Source organism: Pantoea sp. GD03673 (genome assembly GCF_029844725.1).
Classification (GTDB): Bacteria; Pseudomonadota; Gammaproteobacteria; order Enterobacterales; family Enterobacteriaceae; genus Pantoea.
The window spans coordinates 15,690-28,145 of sequence record NZ_JAOCKJ010000020.1 but is presented as its reverse complement, the minus strand read 5'-3'; the positions used below and the strand labels follow the sequence as shown (position 1 = coordinate 28,145).

At 51.1% G+C, this 12,456-nt stretch carries 23 protein-coding genes; 22 read left to right on the top strand and 1 reads right to left on the bottom strand.

Annotated features, from left to right (window positions below; translation table 11 throughout):
- Positions 1–217: 217 nt before the first annotated feature.
- Both bfd and bfr read left to right on the top strand, forming a co-directional pair.
- Entirely contained in the window at positions 218–412 is a 195-nt protein-coding gene (gene bfd / locus N5J69_RS21665; protein WP_033784140.1) for a bacterioferritin-associated ferredoxin, read from the top strand.
- Between the two features lie 100 nt (positions 413–512).
- Positions 513–986, top strand: a complete 474-nt coding sequence (bfr, locus tag N5J69_RS21660) for a bacterioferritin (protein WP_279772508.1) — start codon at positions 513–515, stop codon at positions 984–986.
- Here the strand turns inward: bfr and N5J69_RS21655 are convergent.
- Positions 973–1,740 (bottom strand): A24 family peptidase, encoded by a 768-nt coding sequence (locus tag N5J69_RS21655; protein WP_279772507.1) that lies wholly within the window; start codon positions 1,738–1,740, stop codon positions 973–975. The genes bfr and N5J69_RS21655 overlap by 14 nt on opposite strands.
- Before the next feature lie 393 nt (positions 1,741–2,133).
- Here N5J69_RS21655 and rpsJ point away from each other — a divergent pair, with 393 nt between their 5' ends.
- The 20 genes from rpsJ (at position 2,134) to rpsE (ending at position 12,454) form a co-directional block, all read left to right on the top strand.
- Positions 2,134–2,445 carry a 30S ribosomal protein S10 gene (gene rpsJ / locus N5J69_RS21650; RefSeq protein WP_001181005.1) on the top strand — a complete coding sequence of 104 codons (312 nt, stop codon included), beginning with the start codon at positions 2,134–2,136 and terminating at the stop codon, positions 2,443–2,445.
- A 32-nt stretch (positions 2,446–2,477) separates the two neighbouring features.
- Complete coding sequence (gene rplC, locus N5J69_RS21645; protein ID WP_003850712.1) at positions 2,478–3,107, top strand: 50S ribosomal protein L3; 630 nt, start codon at positions 2,478–2,480, stop codon at positions 3,105–3,107.
- A gap of 10 nt (positions 3,108–3,117) precedes the next feature.
- A complete protein-coding gene (rplD, locus tag N5J69_RS21640) occupies positions 3,118–3,723 on the top strand; it encodes a 50S ribosomal protein L4 (protein ID WP_009087590.1) in 606 nt (201 codons plus the stop codon).
- Positions 3,720–4,022, top strand: coding sequence for a 50S ribosomal protein L23 (gene rplW / locus N5J69_RS21635; protein ID WP_003850708.1), 303 nt, complete (start codon positions 3,720–3,722; stop codon positions 4,020–4,022). The genes rplD and rplW overlap by 4 nt, the downstream gene beginning before the upstream one ends.
- A gap of 17 nt (positions 4,023–4,039) precedes the next feature.
- Positions 4,040–4,861, top strand: a complete 822-nt coding sequence (gene rplB, locus N5J69_RS21630; protein WP_009087588.1) for a 50S ribosomal protein L2 — start codon at positions 4,040–4,042, stop codon at positions 4,859–4,861.
- A gap of 16 nt (positions 4,862–4,877) precedes the next feature.
- Positions 4,878–5,156, top strand: coding sequence for a 30S ribosomal protein S19 (rpsS, locus tag N5J69_RS21625; RefSeq protein WP_001138115.1), 279 nt, complete (start codon positions 4,878–4,880; stop codon positions 5,154–5,156).
- Between the two features lie 13 nt (positions 5,157–5,169).
- A complete protein-coding gene (gene rplV / locus N5J69_RS21620) occupies positions 5,170–5,502 on the top strand; it encodes a 50S ribosomal protein L22 (protein WP_008927136.1) in 333 nt (110 codons plus the stop codon).
- A gap of 17 nt (positions 5,503–5,519) precedes the next feature.
- Positions 5,520–6,218 (top strand): 30S ribosomal protein S3, encoded by a 699-nt coding sequence (gene rpsC, locus N5J69_RS21615; protein ID WP_008927135.1) that lies wholly within the window; start codon positions 5,520–5,522, stop codon positions 6,216–6,218.
- Positions 6,219–6,230: 12 nt separating this feature from the next.
- The gene (rplP, locus tag N5J69_RS21610; protein ID WP_008927134.1) at positions 6,231–6,641 is read left to right on the top strand and encodes a 50S ribosomal protein L16; all 411 of its coding nucleotides are present in this window, start codon (positions 6,231–6,233) and stop codon (positions 6,639–6,641) included.
- The gene (gene rpmC, locus N5J69_RS21605; RefSeq protein ID WP_003850146.1) at positions 6,641–6,832 is read left to right on the top strand and encodes a 50S ribosomal protein L29; all 192 of its coding nucleotides are present in this window, start codon (positions 6,641–6,643) and stop codon (positions 6,830–6,832) included. Before rplP ends, rpmC begins: the two co-directional genes overlap by 1 nt.
- A complete protein-coding gene (gene rpsQ / locus N5J69_RS21600; protein ID WP_003850147.1) occupies positions 6,832–7,086 on the top strand; it encodes a 30S ribosomal protein S17 in 255 nt (84 codons plus the stop codon). The genes rpmC and rpsQ overlap by 1 nt, the downstream gene beginning before the upstream one ends.
- Before the next feature lie 346 nt (positions 7,087–7,432).
- On the top strand, positions 7,433–8,785 hold the full coding sequence (locus N5J69_RS21595; RefSeq protein ID WP_279772506.1) for an 8-oxoguanine deaminase: 1,353 nt from the start codon (positions 7,433–7,435) through the stop codon (positions 8,783–8,785).
- A gap of 248 nt (positions 8,786–9,033) precedes the next feature.
- Positions 9,034–9,405 carry a 50S ribosomal protein L14 gene (rplN, locus tag N5J69_RS21590; protein ID WP_006120590.1) on the top strand — a complete coding sequence of 124 codons (372 nt, stop codon included), beginning with the start codon at positions 9,034–9,036 and terminating at the stop codon, positions 9,403–9,405.
- A gap of 10 nt (positions 9,406–9,415) precedes the next feature.
- On the top strand, positions 9,416–9,730 hold the full coding sequence (gene rplX / locus N5J69_RS21585) for a 50S ribosomal protein L24 (protein ID WP_003850150.1): 315 nt from the start codon (positions 9,416–9,418) through the stop codon (positions 9,728–9,730).
- A gap of 14 nt (positions 9,731–9,744) precedes the next feature.
- Positions 9,745–10,284: a 50S ribosomal protein L5 gene (gene rplE, locus N5J69_RS21580; protein WP_003850155.1), complete on the top strand. Its 540-nt coding sequence runs from the start codon at positions 9,745–9,747 to the stop codon at positions 10,282–10,284.
- Between the two features lie 14 nt (positions 10,285–10,298).
- Entirely contained in the window at positions 10,299–10,604 is a 306-nt protein-coding gene (gene rpsN / locus N5J69_RS21575) for a 30S ribosomal protein S14 (RefSeq protein ID WP_008927132.1), read from the top strand.
- 32 nt (positions 10,605–10,636) lie between these two features.
- A complete protein-coding gene (rpsH, locus tag N5J69_RS21570) occupies positions 10,637–11,029 on the top strand; it encodes a 30S ribosomal protein S8 (protein ID WP_003850158.1) in 393 nt (130 codons plus the stop codon).
- Positions 11,030–11,042: 13 nt separating this feature from the next.
- Positions 11,043–11,576 carry a 50S ribosomal protein L6 gene (gene rplF, locus N5J69_RS21565; RefSeq protein ID WP_013359237.1) on the top strand — a complete coding sequence of 178 codons (534 nt, stop codon included), beginning with the start codon at positions 11,043–11,045 and terminating at the stop codon, positions 11,574–11,576.
- A 9-nt stretch (positions 11,577–11,585) separates the two neighbouring features.
- On the top strand, positions 11,586–11,939 hold the full coding sequence (gene rplR / locus N5J69_RS21560) for a 50S ribosomal protein L18 (protein ID WP_003850163.1): 354 nt from the start codon (positions 11,586–11,588) through the stop codon (positions 11,937–11,939).
- A gap of 14 nt (positions 11,940–11,953) precedes the next feature.
- Positions 11,954–12,454, top strand: coding sequence for a 30S ribosomal protein S5 (gene rpsE, locus N5J69_RS21555; protein ID WP_003850164.1), 501 nt, complete (start codon positions 11,954–11,956; stop codon positions 12,452–12,454).
- The last annotated feature ends 2 nt before the right edge of the window (positions 12,455–12,456 follow it).

Below are 12,456 nucleotides of genomic sequence, written 5' to 3'. Positions count from 1 at the left end.
CGGCCGTACCGTTGGCGCGGGTGTTGTTGCTAAAGTTATCGCTTAATTGTGATATCTGCTGTGGTCGTGTAAACGGCCACTGCAACACAATGAAAAGAGCACTTCGGTGCTCTTTTTTTTCGCTCAGAAACGGGCATAACCCTGCAAAGGGTGGGTTTGTAATAAAAACGATTCGCATTTACACTGTGTACAGAAAATGTACCTGAGTGATGAATCAATGTACGTCTGCCTGTGTAATGCCATCAGTGATAAAACCCTTCGTGAAGTCGTGCGTCGCTATCAACCTAAATCTATCCAGCAACTACGCCAGTTTGTACCGGTCGGCAAACAGTGCGGAAAATGCGTTCGCGCTGCGCGTGAAATTATGGATGAAGAGATGCAACATGCACCGCTCTACAAAGAAATAGCCTGACTGACGATTGGTGTGTGAATAACCACAATATCTGTCGCGTTTTTTTGACTTCTTTTTAACCACATCTACGCTCTAATAAACCAGATGCGGAGGGTTAACAATGAAGGGCGACATTAAAGTTATCAGTCATCTCAATAAACTGCTTGGAAATGAACTGGTTGCCATCAACCAGTACTTTTTGCATGCACGCATGTTCAAAAACTGGGGTCTGACGCGCCTCAACGATGTGGAGTACCACGAATCGATCGACGAGATGAAACATGCCGACAAGTACATTGAACGCATTCTTTTTCTTGAGGGCATTCCAAATCTTCAGGATCTGGGACGTCTGCGCATCGGTGAGGATGTTGAAGAGATGCTGCGTTCAGACCTGAATCTGGAGCTGGAAGGCGCTAAAGATCTGCGTGAAGCTATCTCCTATGCTGACAAGGTGCATGACTATGTCAGCCGTGACATGATGATTGAAATTCTGGCTGATGAAGAGCATCACATTGACTGGATTGAGACGGAACTTGAGTTGATCCAGAAGATGGGTATCCAGAACTATCTGCAGGCTCAAATCAAAGAAGAGTGAACCGGGTCTGCAGCACGATTGTTACCCAGCCCGCAATGGCAAGGAAAGGGCCGAACGGCAGCGGGCTGTCCCTCTGAATTATCCCCCACAGTTGAAGCAACACCATTGCCACCAGTGCCAGCATAGTCGCACCCAGGGCAATAAGGGGTAATGCCTGCCAGCCACAGCATGCACCCAACGCCGCGAAAAGCTTCATGTCACCATAGCCTAACCCGTCTACCCCACGTACCTGCCGATAGCTCCATGCGAGCAGCCACAAGGCACAATAGCCTGAGAGTGCCCCCCATAGGGCTGTTGATGCGGTTCCGTTGAGAGTGGCGTAAAGCAGTCCCAGCCAGAGCAGCAGGTAGTTCAGCGGGTCAGGTATACAGAAGTGCTGACGGTCAATCACCGCTATCAGTAGCATCAGGCCGGAGGCAGCGATCACAAAAAAAGCCTCAGCGGGTTTGTCGAAGCTATGCAGCACCAGCAGGCAGAGCAATGCGAACAGCCATTCAATGATGAAGCTTTTTGCGCCGAACGGATGATGACAAAAGCGACATCGGCCTTTTAACCGTACCCAGCTAATCAGTGGCAGCGTATCGCGCCATAGCAGGCGTTGCTGGCAACAATCCCCGCGTGAACCGGGAAAACAGAGTGCGGCAAACCACTGAGCCGGTGAGAGGGCGGGAGAGAAGCGCTGACAGGCCAGCGAAAGAAAGCTTCCCAGTGCGCCTCCGCCCGCCAGTACTGCGAATTGAGTGATCAATGACATGATGTTGCTCCGGATGACAGTTTGAGAGCACTTTCATCGGCTTCTTGTTCTGCGTCACCTCCGGATGAATAACGGTGGAAAAGCGCTCACAATTAAATTTGTGATTTAACCGCTCTGCGGCAGCGCAATGCGACACACGCCGCATGAACCGACCATTAATTAACAGGGAATACCGCAACACGGGTTGCTTCCTGAACAGATTTACGTATAATGCGCGGGCCTGCAGATATTGCAGGCGCGATTCGAGCAGAATCGCAGACGGCTGAAACTTAGGCCGCCTGACAATACTCCCAATTGAGGAGTTATATGCTGAACGATTACACTCTCCCATCAATCGTAATGGGTTCGAGTAGTAATTTTTTTCGTCTATAAAAAGTTTGGAGCTCTGGTCTCATGCAGAACCAAAGAATCCGTATCCGTCTTAAAGCGTTTGATCATCGCCTGATCGATCAATCAACCGCGGAAATCGTTGAGACCGCCAAGCGCACTGGTGCGCAGGTTCGTGGTCCAATCCCGCTGCCAACCCGCAAAGAGCGTTTTACTGTTCTGATCTCTCCGCACGTTAACAAAGATGCGCGTGATCAGTACGAAATCCGCACTCACAAGCGTCTGGTAGACATCGTTGAGCCAACTGAAAAAACGGTTGATGCTCTGATGCGTCTGGATCTGGCTGCCGGTGTTGACGTGCAGATCAGCCTGGGTTAATCAGGTCATCGAGCGATTGAGAGGTTGAAACAATGATTGGTTTAGTCGGTAAAAAAGTGGGCATGACCCGCATCTTCACTGAAGATGGCGTTTCTATCCCCGTCACCGTAATCGAAGTTGAAGCGAACCGCGTTACTCAGGTCAAAGGCCTGGAAAACGATGGTTACCAGGCAATTCAGGTTACCACCGGTGCTAAAAAAGCAAACCGTGTGACCAAACCTGAAGCTGGTCATTTTGCTAAAGCTGGCGTTGAAGCTGGCCGTGGCCTGTGGGAATTCCGCACCGCTGAAGGTGAAGAGTACTCTGTAGGTCAGAGCATCAGCGTTGAGATTTTCGCTGAAGTTAAGAAAGTTGACGTAACCGGTACCTCTAAAGGTAAAGGTTTCGCCGGTACCGTTAAGCGCTGGAACTTCCGTACCCAGGACGCTACTCACGGTAACTCCTTGTCTCACCGCGTTCCGGGTTCTATCGGTCAGAACCAGACTCCGGGCAAAGTGTTCAAAGGCAAGAAAATGGCAGGTCAGCTGGGTAATGAGCGCGTAACCGTTCAGAGTCTGGACGTAGTACGTGTTGACGCTGAGCGCAACCTGCTGCTGGTTAAAGGTGCAGTTCCCGGTGCTACCGGAAGCGACCTGATCGTTAAACCAGCTGTGAAGGCGTAAGGGGATAGCAATGGAATTAGTATTGAAAGACGCGCAGAGCGCGCTGACTGTTTCCGAAACTACCTTCGGTCGTGATTTCAACGAAGCGCTGGTTCACCAGGTTGTTGTTGCTTACGCATCAGGCGCCCGCCAGGGTACTCGTGCGCAGAAAACTCGCGCTGAAGTAACCGGTTCAGGCAAAAAGCCATGGCGCCAAAAAGGCACCGGCCGTGCGCGTTCAGGTTCTGTAAAGAGCCCAATCTGGCGTTCAGGTGGCGTGACCTTTGCTGCGAAGCCGCAGGACCACAGTCAAAAAGTTAACAAAAAGATGTACCGCGGCGCGCTGAAAAGCATCCTGTCCGAACTGGTACGTCAAGATCGTCTGATCGTTGTCGAATCATTTGCTGTAGAAGCACCGAAAACCAAGCTGCTGGTACAGAAACTGAAAGACATGGCTCTGGAAGACGTGCTGATCATCACCGGTGAACTGGATGAGAATCTGTTCCTGGCTGCCCGTAACCTGTACAAGGTTGACGTGCGTGATGCATCTGGTATCGACCCAGTTAGCCTGATCGCCTTCGACAAAGTCGTTATGACTGCTGATGCAGTTAAGCAAGTTGAGGAGATGCTGGCATGATCCGTGAAGAACGTCTGCTGAAAGTACTGCGCGCGCCGCACGTATCTGAAAAAGCATCTAGCGCGATGGAAAAAACCAATACCATCGTTCTCAAAGTTGCTAATGACGCGACCAAAGCAGAGATCGTTGCTGCTGTTGAGAAACTGTTCGAAGTAGAAGTTAAAGACGTAAACACCCTGGTAGTTAAGGGCAAAGTTAAGCGTCAAGGACAGCGTATCGGTCGTCGTAGCGACTGGAAAAAAGCTTACGTCACCCTGAAAGAAGGCCAGAATCTGGACTTCGCTGGCGGCGCTGAGTAAGTCGGAGGAGAAAGACAATGGCAGTTGTTAAATGTAAACCGACATCTCCGGGTCGTCGCCATGTAGTTAAAGTGGTAAACGCGGAGCTGCACAAGGGCAAACCATTTGCCCCGCTGGTAGAAAAAAACAGCAAATCCGGTGGCCGTAACAACAATGGTCGTATCACTACCCGTCATATCGGTGGTGGTCACAAGCAGGCTTACCGTATTGTTGACTTCAAACGCAACAAAGATGGTATCCCGGCAGTTGTTGAACGTCTTGAGTACGATCCGAACCGCTCTGCGAACATCGCACTGGTTCTGTACAAAGACGGCGAGCGCCGTTACATCCTGGCCCCTAAAGGCCTGAAAGCCGGCGACCAGATTCAATCTGGCGTTGATGCTGCGATCAAAGCAGGTAACACTCTGCCGATGCGTAACATCCCGGTGGGTTCAACCGTGCATAACGTAGAAATGAAACCAGGCAAAGGCGGTCAGATTGCTCGCTCAGCCGGTGCTTACGTGCAGATCGTTGCGCGTGAAGGTTCTTACGTTACCCTGCGTCTGCGTTCAGGTGAAATGCGTAAAGTCGAGTCTGACTGCCGCGCAACACTGGGCGAAGTCGGCAACGCTGAGCATATGCTGCGCGTTCTGGGTAAAGCTGGTGCAGCCCGTTGGCGTGGTGTTCGTCCGACCGTTCGTGGTACCGCGATGAACCCAGTTGATCACCCGCACGGTGGTGGTGAAGGTCGTAACTTTGGTAAGCACCCGGTCAGTCCGTGGGGCGTTCAGACCAAAGGTAAGAAGACCCGTAGCAACAAGCGTACCGATAAATTTATCGTACGTCGCCGTAGCAAATAATATTAGAGGATAAGCCATGCCACGTTCTCTCAAGAAAGGTCCTTTTATTGACCTGCACTTGCTGAAGAAGGTAGAGAAAGCGGTGGAAAGCGGTGACAAGAAGCCTTTGCGCACTTGGTCCCGTCGTTCAACGATCTTTCCTAACATGATCGGTTTGACCATCGCTGTCCATAATGGTCGTCAGCACGTTCCTGTCTTTGTTTCCGACGAAATGGTTGGTCACAAACTGGGTGAATTCGCGCCGACACGTACTTATCGCGGTCACGCGGCTGATAAAAAAGCCAAGAAGAAATAAGTAGGAGGAAGAGATGGAAACTTTAGCTCAACATCGCCACGCTCGTTCTTCTGCTCAGAAGGTTCGCCTTGTTGCTGACCTGATTCGCGGTAAGAAAGTGTCGCAGGCACTGGACATTTTGACCTACACCAATAAGAAAGCGGCTGTACTGGTCAAAAAAGTTCTGGAATCTGCCATTGCTAACGCCGAACACAACGATGGCGCTGATATCGACGATCTGAAAATCACGAAAATTTTCGTTGATGAAGGTCCGACCATGAAACGCATTATGCCGCGTGCCAAAGGTCGTGCAGATCGCATCCTGAAGCGCACCAGCCACATTACTGTGGTTGTGTCCGATCGCTGAGACTCTGGAGACTAGCAATGGGTCAGAAAGTACATCCTAATGGTATTCGCCTGGGTATTGTAAAACCATGGAACTCTACCTGGTTTGCGAACACCAACGAATTCGCTGACAACCTGGACAGCGATTTTAAAGTACGTCAGTTCCTGACTAAAGAACTGGCTAAAGCATCTGTCTCTCGTATCGTTATCGAGCGTCCAGCGAAGAGCATCCGTGTGACTATTCACACTGCTCGTCCAGGCATCGTTATCGGTAAGAAAGGCGAAGATGTCGAAAAACTGCGCACGGTCGTCGCGAAAATCGCTGGCGTTCCTGCACAGATCAATATCGCCGAAGTCCGCAAGCCGGAACTGGACGCGAAACTGGTAGCTGACAGCATCACTTCACAGCTGGAGCGTCGTGTGATGTTCCGTCGTGCTATGAAGCGTGCAGTTCAGAACGCCATGCGTCTTGGCGCGAAGGGTATTAAAGTTGAAGTTAGCGGCCGTCTGGGTGGCGCTGAGATCGCACGTACCGAATGGTATCGTGAAGGTCGCGTGCCATTGCACACACTGCGTGCTGACATTGACTACAACACCTCTGAAGCGCACACCACTTATGGTGTAATCGGCGTTAAGGTATGGATCTTCAAAGGTGAGATCCTGGGTGGTATGGCTGCTGTTGAACAACCGGAACCGGCTGCTCAACCTAAAAAGCAGCAGCGTAAAGGCCGTAAGTAAGGAGAGTCGCTGATGTTACAACCAAAGCGTACGAAATTCCGTAAGGTGCACAAAGGCCGTAACCGCGGTCTGGCTGCGGGTACGGATGTCAGCTTCGGTACTTTCGGTCTGAAAGCTGTTGGCCGTGGTCGTCTGACTGCTCGTCAGATCGAAGCAGCACGTCGTGCTATGACCCGTGCAGTTAAGCGTCAAGGTAAGATCTGGATCCGAGTATTCCCGGACAAACCGATCACCGAGAAGCCGCTGGAAGTGCGTATGGGTAAAGGTAAGGGTAACGTAGAGTATTGGGTTGCCCTGATCCAGCCTGGTAAAGTCCTGTATGAAATGGACGGCGTACCAGAAGAGCTGGCCCGTGAAGCATTCAAGCTGGCAGCAGCAAAACTGCCTATCAAAACCACCTTTGTAACTAAGACGGTGATGTAATGAAAGCAACTGAGCTGCGTGAAAAAAGCGTTGAAGAGCTGAACACTGAGCTGCTTAATCTGCTGCGTGAGCAATTTAACCTGCGCATGCAGGCAGCATCTGGTCAACTGCAGCAGACTCATCTGCTGAAACAGGTTCGCCGTGATGTTGCACGCGTTAAGACTTTACTGACTGAGAAGGCGGGTTCGTAATGACCGATAAAATCCGTACTCTGCAGGGTCGTGTAGTAAGTGACAAAATGCAGAAATCTGCAGTTGTTGCTATCGAACGTTTCGTGAAACACCCGATCTACGGCAAATTCATCAAACGTACGACCAAGCTGCACATCCATGACGAGAACAATGAATGTGGAATTGGTGACGTGGTAGAAATCCGCGAATGCCGTCCACTGTCCAAGACTAAATCCTGGACCCTGGTTCGCGTAATCGAGAAAGCGGTTCTGTAATAAGAATTGTTTTTTCTGAGAAAACCCTCTGCTCCGGCAGGGGGTTTTTTTTGCATTTATTCTGACGTGATCCAGTTGTGCCTGTGGCAATGCAGGTTGATGGTGCTCACCAGTCGGGTGGATTGTGAGGATCAGTCTGTAATTTTTCAGGGCGATATGGCCTTAAATCGCCAGTCTGTTCAGACCGGCGTTATCATCCCCGCACGCGGAAATGTGCCTGCAAATAAAGCGTTATGACTGCTTGCGCAGGTCACTGCCACAATTGGCATTGTTAGCTGCTATTCGCTCTGCCAAAAACCTGCCGCTATTATGGGTTAGCACATACCCACAACCCACAGGCAATAGCATGGAACGAACGTTATTACTGAAGAATGCTGAATGCGTGGTCTGCATGGATGCCGATCGTCGGGAGCTACGTAACGCCACTATTCTGATTAGAGGAAACCAGATCGTTGAGGTCGGGGAAGCAGGATCGATACCTGATAGCGCGGATGAGATTATCGATCTGCAAGGACACATTGTCATACCCGGCCTGATTAATACCCACCACCACATGTATCAGAGCCTGACTCGCGCGATTCCTGCAGTACAAAACGGCGAACTGTTTAACTGGCTGACCCACCTCTACCCCCTGTGGCAAAATCTGACACCTGAGATGATTAATATCTCAACGCAGATTTCGATGGCCGGGTTAATGCTCTCCGGCTGCACCACGACCAGCGACCATCTTTATGTCTATCCTAACGACTGCAAGCTTGATGACAGCATTGAGGCTGCAGTTTTGATGGGCATGCGTTTTCATGCCAGCCGGGGCAGCATGAGTGTGGGTAAATCTTTGGGTGGCCTGCCGCCTGATTCGCTGGTTGAGAATGAAGCCGCAATCCTGAAAGATACACAGCGTGTTATTGAACGCTATCACGATGACCGTCACGGTTCGATGCTACGTATTGTGGTTGCGCCATGTTCGCCGTTCTCGGTGAGCCGTGAGCTGATGAAACAGTCCGCTGTGCTGGCACGCAGCTTCAAAGTCTCCATGCACACTCATCTGGCGGAGAACGATAACGATATCCGTTACAGCCGCGAAAAATTCAATATGACCCCCGCACAGTATGTTGAAGATCTCGGCTGGGTCGGGCCTGATGTCTGGCATGCGCACTGCGTCAAACTGGATAAGCACGGTATGGAGCTCTTTGCCCGCACCGGTACTGGTGTCGCCCATTGTCCCTGTTCAAACATGCGTCTCGGCTCAGGCATAGCACCGATACGGCACATGTGTGATGCCGGTGTGCATGTCGGGATCGGCGTGGATGGTTCAGCCTCCAATGACAGCTCGGACATGATGGCAGAGGTACGTCAGGCGATGCTGCTGCAACGTGTGGGTTTCGGTCCGGATGCGATGACGGCACGTCAGGCACTGGAGCTGGCGACGCTGGGCGGTGCAAAAGTGCTTAACCGTGATGATGTGGGTGTTATTGCGCCGGGCATGATGGCTGATCTGGCCATCTTTGACCTGAATAGCCCGGGTCTTGCCGGGGCAGGGCACGATCCTGTCGCGGCGCTGGTGTTCTGTAATCCGGGACAGGTCGCTTACAGCATCATCAACGGGAAAGTCAGGGTGCGTAACGGACAACTGGCCGGAATTGAACTGCCCGCCGTGGTGCGGCAGCATAACCAACTGGCAAGAAAACTGGCTGGTTGAGCCAGAAGGGCACTTTATTTGGGAAGCGACGAAAAATAAGGCAGATTACATTTGCTACTGTTCGCACTATTCCCTAGAATACGCCCTCCCTGTCATCAGGGAAAATCAGCGGCTCGATTGAGAGCCGTTTATTTTTTCTACCCATCTGTGAGAACCGGTGTTACAATGCCGCGCCCTCAATTATGGGGCTTTCTAACGACCTGAGGTTTAGGTCCCGAAGTAGTAGTTGACATTAGCGGAGCACTAAAATGATCCAAGAACAGACTATGCTGAACGTCGCCGACAACTCCGGTGCACGTCGCGTAATGTGTATCAAGGTTCTGGGTGGCTCGCACCGTCGCTACGCAGGCGTCGGTGACATCATCAAAGTTACCATCAAGGAAGCAATTCCTCGTGGTAAAGTCAAAAAAGGTGATGTCCTGAAGGCGGTAGTGGTGCGCACCAGGAAGGGTGTTCGTCGCCCGGACGGTTCTGTCATTCGCTTCGATGGTAATGCATGCGTTATTCTGAACAATAACAGTGAGCAGCCTATCGGTACGCGTATTTTTGGGCCGGTAACTCGTGAACTTCGTACTGAAAAGTTCATGAAAATTATCTCTCTGGCACCAGAAGTACTCTAAGGAGCGAACAATGGCAGCTAAAATCCGTCGTAACGACGAAGTTATCGTGTTAACCGGTAAAGATAAAGGTAAGCGCGGTAAAGTTAAGAATGTCCTGTCTTCTGGTAAGGTCATCGTTGAAGGTATCAACCTGGTGAAGAAACATCAGAAGCCGGTTCCGGCTCTGAACCAGCCAGGTGGCATCGTTGAAAAAGAAGCTGCTATTCAGGTTTCTAACGTTGCACTGTTCAACGCGGCAACTGGTAAGGCTGACCGTGTAGGCTTTAGATTCGAAGACGGCAAAAAAGTCCGTTTCTTCAAGTCTAACAGCGAAACTATCAAGTAATTTGGAGTAGTACGATGGCGAAACTGCATGATTACTACAAAGACGAAGTAGTCCAGAAACTCATGACAGAGTTTGGCTACAATTCTGTCATGCAAGTCCCTCGGGTCGAGAAGATCACCCTGAACATGGGTGTTGGTGAAGCGATCGCTGACAAGAAACTGCTGGATAACGCAGCAGCTGACCTGGCAGCAATCTCCGGTCAAAAACCGCTGGTCACCAAAGCACGCAAATCAGTTGCAGGCTTCAAAATCCGTCAGGGCTATCCGATCGGCTGTAAAGTAACTCTGCGTGGCGAGCGCATGTGGGAGTTCTTTGAGCGTCTGGTCACCATTGCAGTTCCACGTATCCGTGACTTCCGTGGCTTGTCCGCTAAGTCATTCGATGGTCGTGGCAACTACAGCATGGGTGTACGTGAGCAGATCATCTTCCCAGAAATCGACTACGACAAAGTCGATCGCGTTCGTGGTTTGGATATCACCATTACCACTACTGCGAAATCTGATGATGAAGGCCGTGCTCTGCTGGCTGCCTTTGACTTCCCGTTCCGTAAGTAAGGTAGGGTTACTTAATGGCTAAGCAATCTATGAAAGCACGCGAAGTTAAGCGTGCGAAATTAGCAGACAAATTCTTCGCTAAACGCGCTGAACTGAAAGCGATCATCTCTGATGTGAACGCTTCCGACGAAGACCGTTGGGATGCTGTTCTGAAGCTGCAGAGTCTGCCGCGTGATTCCAGCCCTTCACGTCAGCGTAACCGCTGCCGTCAAACAGGTCGTCCGCACGGTTTCCTGCGGAAGTTTGGGTTGAGCCGTATCAAGGTCCGCGAAGCCGCCATGCGCGGTGAAATCCCGGGCCTGAAAAAGGCTAGCTGGTAATTGTCACCAATTGAATCACGGGAGTAACACAGATGAGCATGCAAGATCCGATCGCGGATATGCTGACCCGTATCCGTAACGGTCAGGCCGCGAACAAAGTTGCGGTCACCATGCCTTCCTCCAAGCTGAAATTGGCAATTGCCAACGTTCTGAAGGAAGAAGGATATATTGAAGATTTCAAAATCGAAGGCGACATCAAGCTGGAACTGGAACTTACTCTCAAGTATTTCCAGGGCAAAGCTGTTGTAGAAAGCATTCAGCGAGTAAGCCGTCCTGGCCTGCGCATCTATAAGAAAAAAGATGAGCTGCCAAAGGTAATGGCTGGTATGGGCATCGCTGTAGTTTCTACATCCAAAGGTGTCATGACTGATCGTGCAGCGCGCCAGGCTGGTCTTGGTGGCGAAATTATCTGCTACGTAGCGTAATCGGAGGATACATATGTCTCGTGTTGCTAAAGCACCTGTCGTTGTTCCTGCCGGCGTAGAGGTAAAACTCGACGGTCAGGTAATTTCGATTAAAGGTAAAAACGGCGAGCTGACTCGTACTATCAATGATGCTGTTGAAGTTAAGCATGCTGACAACGCTCTGACTTTCGCTCCGCGCGAAGGTTTCGTTGACGGCTGGGCGCAGGCGGGTACTTCTCGCGCGCTGCTGAACGCAATGGTTATCGGTGTTACCGAAGGCTTCACTAAGAAGCTGCAGCTGGTTGGTGTAGGTTATCGTGCAGCCGTTAAAGGCGACGTGGTTAACCTGTCTCTGGGCTTTTCTCATCCAGTCGATCACCAGCTGCCCGCGGGTATCACTGCAGAATGTCCAACTCAGACTGAGATCGTGCTGAAAGGCGCTGATAAACAGCTGATTGGTCAGGTTGCAGCGGACTTGCGCGCCTACCGTCGTCCTGAGCCTTACAAAGGCAAGGGTGTCCGTTACGCCGACGAAGTCGTGCGTACCAAAGAGGCTAAGAAGAAGTAAGGTAACACTATGGATAAGAAATCTGCTCGTATCCGTCGTGCGACCCGTGCACGTCGCAAGCTCAAAGAGCTGGGTGCTACTCGCCTGGTGGTACATCGTACCCCGCGTCATATTTACGCACAGGTAATCGCCCCGAACGGTTCCGAAGTTCTGGTCGCTGCTTCTACTGTAGAAAAAGCTATCACTGAACAACTGAAGTATACCGGTAATAAAGAAGCCGCAGCTGCAGTAGGTAAAGCTATCGCAGAACGCGCAATCGAAAAAGGCATCACTGGTGTTTCTTTCGACCGTTCCGGTTTCCAATATCATGGTCGCGTCCAGGCACTGGCAGATGCTGCCCGTGAAGCTGGCCTTCAGTTCTAAGGTAGAGGTCTAAGATGGCACACATCGAGAAACAAGCTGGCGAACTGCAGGAAAAACTGATCGCGGTAAACCGTGTTTCTAAAACTGTTAAAGGTGGTCGTATCTTCTCCTTCACAGCACTGACTGTGGTAGGCGATGGTAATGGTCGCGTAGGTTTTGGTTACGGTAAAGCGCGTGAAGTTCCAGCAGCGATCCAGAAAGCGATGGAGAAAGCCCGTCGCAACATGGTTAACGTCGCGCTGACCAACGGCACCCTGCAGCACCCTGTTAAAGGTGCACACACGGGTTCCCGCGTGTTCATGCAGCCGGCTTCAGAAGGTACCGGTATCATTGCCGGCGGTGCAATGCGCGCCGTTCTGGAAGTCGCTGGAGTTCATAACGTACTGGCAAAAGCCTATGGTTCTACTAACCCGATTAACGTGGTTCGTGCAACTATCGACGGCCTGGGCAATATGAAATCTCCGGAAATGGTCGCTGCTAAGCGTGGTAAATCCGTTGAAGAAATTCTGGGGTAATC

Bases quoted from the DNA above. Each gene is read 5' to 3' on its own strand.
- N5J69_RS21655 (WP_279772507.1), bottom strand. From the start codon at position 1,740: ATGTCATTGATCACTCAATTCGCAGTACTGGCGGGCGGAGGCGCACTG.
- bfr (WP_279772508.1), top strand. From the start codon at position 513: ATGAAGGGCGACATTAAAGTTATCAGTCATCTCAATAAACTGCTTGGA.
- bfd (WP_033784140.1), top strand. From the start codon at position 218: ATGTACGTCTGCCTGTGTAATGCCATCAGTGATAAAACCCTTCGTGAA.
- rpsE (WP_003850164.1), top strand. From the start codon at position 11,954: ATGGCACACATCGAGAAACAAGCTGGCGAACTGCAGGAAAAACTGATC.
- rplC (WP_003850712.1), top strand. From the start codon at position 2,478: ATGATTGGTTTAGTCGGTAAAAAAGTGGGCATGACCCGCATCTTCACT.
- N5J69_RS21595 (WP_279772506.1), top strand. From the start codon at position 7,433: ATGGAACGAACGTTATTACTGAAGAATGCTGAATGCGTGGTCTGCATG.
- rplX (WP_003850150.1), top strand. From the start codon at position 9,416: ATGGCAGCTAAAATCCGTCGTAACGACGAAGTTATCGTGTTAACCGGT.
- rplD (WP_009087590.1), top strand. From the start codon at position 3,118: ATGGAATTAGTATTGAAAGACGCGCAGAGCGCGCTGACTGTTTCCGAA.
- rplN (WP_006120590.1), top strand. From the start codon at position 9,034: ATGATCCAAGAACAGACTATGCTGAACGTCGCCGACAACTCCGGTGCA.
- rplE (WP_003850155.1), top strand. From the start codon at position 9,745: ATGGCGAAACTGCATGATTACTACAAAGACGAAGTAGTCCAGAAACTC.
- rpsQ (WP_003850147.1), top strand. From the start codon at position 6,832: ATGACCGATAAAATCCGTACTCTGCAGGGTCGTGTAGTAAGTGACAAA.
- rplW (WP_003850708.1), top strand. From the start codon at position 3,720: ATGATCCGTGAAGAACGTCTGCTGAAAGTACTGCGCGCGCCGCACGTA.
- rplP (WP_008927134.1), top strand. From the start codon at position 6,231: ATGTTACAACCAAAGCGTACGAAATTCCGTAAGGTGCACAAAGGCCGT.
- rpsN (WP_008927132.1), top strand. From the start codon at position 10,299: ATGGCTAAGCAATCTATGAAAGCACGCGAAGTTAAGCGTGCGAAATTA.
- rplB (WP_009087588.1), top strand. From the start codon at position 4,040: ATGGCAGTTGTTAAATGTAAACCGACATCTCCGGGTCGTCGCCATGTA.
- rpsC (WP_008927135.1), top strand. From the start codon at position 5,520: ATGGGTCAGAAAGTACATCCTAATGGTATTCGCCTGGGTATTGTAAAA.
- rplF (WP_013359237.1), top strand. From the start codon at position 11,043: ATGTCTCGTGTTGCTAAAGCACCTGTCGTTGTTCCTGCCGGCGTAGAG.
- rpsJ (WP_001181005.1), top strand. From the start codon at position 2,134: ATGCAGAACCAAAGAATCCGTATCCGTCTTAAAGCGTTTGATCATCGC.
- rplV (WP_008927136.1), top strand. From the start codon at position 5,170: ATGGAAACTTTAGCTCAACATCGCCACGCTCGTTCTTCTGCTCAGAAG.
- rpsH (WP_003850158.1), top strand. From the start codon at position 10,637: ATGAGCATGCAAGATCCGATCGCGGATATGCTGACCCGTATCCGTAAC.
- rpmC (WP_003850146.1), top strand. From the start codon at position 6,641: ATGAAAGCAACTGAGCTGCGTGAAAAAAGCGTTGAAGAGCTGAACACT.
- rpsS (WP_001138115.1), top strand. From the start codon at position 4,878: ATGCCACGTTCTCTCAAGAAAGGTCCTTTTATTGACCTGCACTTGCTG.
- rplR (WP_003850163.1), top strand. From the start codon at position 11,586: ATGGATAAGAAATCTGCTCGTATCCGTCGTGCGACCCGTGCACGTCGC.